We start from the raw sequence: 238 nt of genomic DNA on the forward strand, positions 1-238 counted from the left end.
CTCGGGCCAACTCACGCTTGAGCCTGGCCAGCTCCTCATCTCGCGGGCTACCTGTTCCGGGAAATGCCTTTTCTGTACCTGGCTGTGCCTCTCGAACCCAGCGTGTGAGCAGGTTCGGAGCCACACCAATCTCCAGAGCCACTTGTCGACAGCTCGCCCCTGAACGAAGAACCAACTCGATGGCTTCCCGTTTGAATTCCGGACTGTATTTCTTGCGCTTCATGAACACTCCTTCAGC

The 238-nt window shown here is 57.1% G+C and carries 1 protein-coding gene; it reads right to left on the minus strand.

Features of this window, described 5'->3' with window-relative positions:
• The coding region (locus HMPREF2886_RS32785) for a transposase (protein WP_139148381.1) at nucleotides 1-223 on the minus strand (223 nt) is incomplete at its 3' end.
• Nucleotides 224-238: the final 15 nt, after the last annotated feature.

This window comes from Pseudomonas sp. HMSC066A08, from assembly GCF_001813025.1.
Taxonomy (GTDB): Bacteria; Pseudomonadota; Gammaproteobacteria; order Pseudomonadales; family Pseudomonadaceae; genus Pseudomonas; species Pseudomonas aeruginosa.